The organism is Microbacterium sp. Bi128, from assembly GCF_918698205.1.
Map to the genome: position 1 here is coordinate 1 of NZ_CAKKMM010000579.1, position 3,030 is coordinate 3,030.

A 3,030-nucleotide genomic window follows, 5' to 3' on the forward strand; every position below is an offset into this window, starting at 1 on the left:
GGGCTTCGGCTTCCCCACGGGCGTCCGCAGCGCCAGGGTAGCCCTCGGATTTGCCGTCTACTCCCTGGCGCTGGGGAGCATTCTGGTCCTCACCGGGGCCATCGTTTTCATCGGCAGCGGGAAGTGGCTGCTGCTCGGGCTGATGGTGCTGATCGAGGTCGTGTTCGTCCTGGCGTTCCGACGGCTCATGGTCCAGGTCCGGAACCGCCGCGCCGCTGGCTAGAGCCAGCCTTTCTTCTTGAAGATGGCGTACATCAGCGCCGCCGTGCCGGCCATGAGCGTGATTGCCATCGGGTAGCCAAGCGTCCAGTGCAGCTCCGGCATGTTGTCGAAGTTCATGCCATACAGTCCGGCCACAAATGTCGGCGCGAAGAAGATCGCGGCCCACGACGAGATCTTCTTGACCTGCTCGTTTTGTTCCGCGCTGGCCTCGTTCTGGCGGTTGGCGGTCAGGGTTCCGTCCAGGGTGAGCGCATTCTGCAGCAGGTCACGGAACGAATCGGCGCGGGAAATCAGCCGCTCCACGTGGTCCTCGACGTCGCGCAGGCTGTGCTGCAGTTCGATGTCCACCCGGTACTTCTCGAAGCCCCGGCGGAGCTGTTGCATCATTGCCGGGAGCGGGTGGATGGCGCGCTGGAAATGGATGACTTCACGGGCGAGCTCGTAGATCCGCCGGGACACCAGGGGGTCGCCGCTGAAGAGCTGGTCCTCGATCTCGTCGATGTCGTTTTCCAGCCCGGCTACCACGGGACCGTAGTCATCCACCACCTGGTCCATGAGCGCGTACAGGACGGCCTCGGGCCCGTGGCGCAGCAGATCGGGCCGGCCCTCCATCCGGCGCCTGACCTGGCCCACGACTTTCGTCTCGGCGTGCCGGACGGTGACCACGAAGTTGCGCCCCGTGAAGACGTGGAGCTCGCCGAACTCCACGGTTTCGGTCTCGTCCAGGTACCTGGCGGGGCGGAGCACAGTGAACAGGTTGTCGTCGTAGCGTTCCAGTTTGGGGCGCTGATGGGCAGAGATCGCGTCCTCCACCGCCAGCCCGTGCAGGTTGAATTCTGCCGCCACGGCCGCCATTTCCTCAGTGGTCGGCCGGTACAGGCCGATCCAGGCCATGCCCCCGTGCTCGGTCAGGGTCTCAAAAGTCTGCTCGAGGTTCCGCGGCTCGGCGCTGCGGATGCCGTCAACGTAGACGGCGTTGTCGATGATAGTCACCGGGACATTATCCTTTGTCCACCTGGAATTCGGCGCCCCCGGCCCGCCGCGACGCGGACCGGCCGGGGGCGAGCGCGTTGCCTTGGGCGAGCCGCCTGATCAGCGGCTCGGTCCGGTACGGGATATGGGTGTGCAGCGCCAGGACGGTCTCGGTGCGGATGACGCCTTTGATCCGAAGGATCGACCGGAGGGCCGCCTGGAGATTGTGCGTATCCGTCGCCACCACCCGGCACCAGACGTCGCCGCGCCCGGAGATCTCGTGGACTTCCAGAACCTGGGCGATCAGCCGCAGGGCCCCCACGACGCCATCGAGTTCCCGGTGGTTGACCTCGATCGTCACGAAGGCGACGACGTCGTACCCCACCGCCTCCAGATCGATTTCACGGCCGCCGTCGTGCAGTACACCGGAGCGCAGCATGCGCCGCACGCGCGACTGGGCGGTGTTCCGGGCGATGCCCAGGGCGTCACTGAGCTCGCCGATCTGGATCCGCGGATCCCGGATCAGCTCCAGCAGGATCTTCAGGTCGGTGGGGTCCAGACTGTTCAAATCATCACTCCGGTTCACTTGAGCAGTCTGAGAATGACTGTTTTGCTCAATTTTGGCACAGAACTTGGCCATCCAGATCATTGGTATTGCATTCTGTAGGTACCAATCTTTTCGACCGGGCCGTCGGTGTTCCCCACAGGGAGCGCATGCGGCCCGATTTCATGCAAGGGCACGGCCATGACAGTCTTTAGCGAACTCCGCATGCGCCCGGCCACAGCTGACCGCTGGGGCTGGGACGCTTCCACCACCGCACGGCTCGTGATGGCCGGGGTTGTGATCTTTACGCTGCTGGTCGGCGCGAATCTTGCGACGCCGCTGTACCCGCTGTTGCAGGCAAAACTTGGAATCACGGCGCTCGATGTCACGGTGGCGTTCTCGGCCTACGTCCTGGCCCTCGTGGCCACACTCGTCCTGGCCGGCCACTGGTCCGATCACATCGGCCGCCGCGCCGCCCTCGTACTGGCAGTGCTGGTGGGCCTGGCCGGCGGCTTTGTCTTCGCCACCGCGGGCAACCTCGTGGCGCTCTCCGCCGGGCGCGCCCTGCAGGGCGTCGCCGTAGCGCTCGCCACCGGGGCCAGCTCGGCTGCCCTGCGCGAGCTGCTGCCCAGCCGGCCGGAGTGGGCCTCACGGTTCACGCTCCTGGCCTCCGCCGGCGGGGTGGCGGCCGGCCCCGCAATCGGCGGAATGCTGTCCCTCCTGCCGGGCCCGACGTCGACGCCGTACTACCTGCACTCGATCGTCCTCGCCGCCGTGCTGGTGCCCCTGTACCTGCTCAAGGCGCGGCCCGCCATCAGCCTGCATGCCGGTCCCCAGACCCTGCGGGTCCTGGCACCGCGGCGGCCCTCGGTCTCCAGCGACGCGCGCGGCGCCTTCTGGCTGGCGTCGTCCGTGGGCTTCCTGAGTTTCACCGTTTTTGGCTTCTGCCTCTCGCTCGCCCCCGGCTATTTCGCCCAGATTGTCCACGCCGATTCGCGACCGCTGATCGGCCTGCTGGCAGGGCTGACGCTGGGGTCCTCAGCCCTGAGCCAGCTGCTGGCCATCCGGGGACGATTTGCCGTGTCCGCCGGCCTGGCCGTCCTGGGCGTCTCCGTCCTGCTGATCGCCGCGGCCGCCGCCTGGAGCAGCCCGTGGCTGCTGATTCTGGCCAGCATCACTGCCGGCGTGGGGCAGGGCGTGGCCTTCCGGACCGTGTTCAATGACGTTGCCGGCAGGGTGGAGGCCGCGCGGCACGCCCAGATCATCAGCACCGTCTACGTGATTACGTACTT

At 66.7% G+C, this 3,030-nt stretch carries 4 protein-coding genes; 2 read left to right on the forward strand and 2 right to left on the reverse strand.

What is annotated here, in order from left to right; genetic code table 11:
* Positions 1 to 223: hypothetical protein (locus tag LQV45_RS23195; protein WP_230009011.1), on the forward strand; the 223-nt coding region annotated here is incomplete at its 5' end.
* Here LQV45_RS23195 and corA read toward each other — a convergent pair.
* Both corA and LQV45_RS23205 read right to left on the reverse strand, forming a co-directional pair.
* Positions 220 to 1,215 (reverse strand): magnesium/cobalt transporter CorA, encoded by a 996-nt coding sequence (gene corA / locus LQV45_RS23200; protein ID WP_230009012.1) that lies wholly within the window; start codon positions 1,213 to 1,215, stop codon positions 220 to 222. The two genes, LQV45_RS23195 and corA, sit on opposite strands and share 4 nt — an antisense overlap.
* A 7-nt stretch (positions 1,216 to 1,222) precedes the next feature.
* The gene (locus LQV45_RS23205; RefSeq protein ID WP_230009014.1) at positions 1,223 to 1,762 is read right to left on the reverse strand and encodes an Lrp/AsnC family transcriptional regulator; all 540 of its coding nucleotides are present in this window, start codon (positions 1,760 to 1,762) and stop codon (positions 1,223 to 1,225) included.
* Between the two features lie 177 nt (positions 1,763 to 1,939).
* Here LQV45_RS23205 and LQV45_RS23210 point away from each other — a divergent pair.
* On the forward strand, positions 1,940 to 3,030 hold a 1,091-nt coding region (locus LQV45_RS23210; protein WP_230009013.1), incomplete at its 3' end, for an MFS transporter.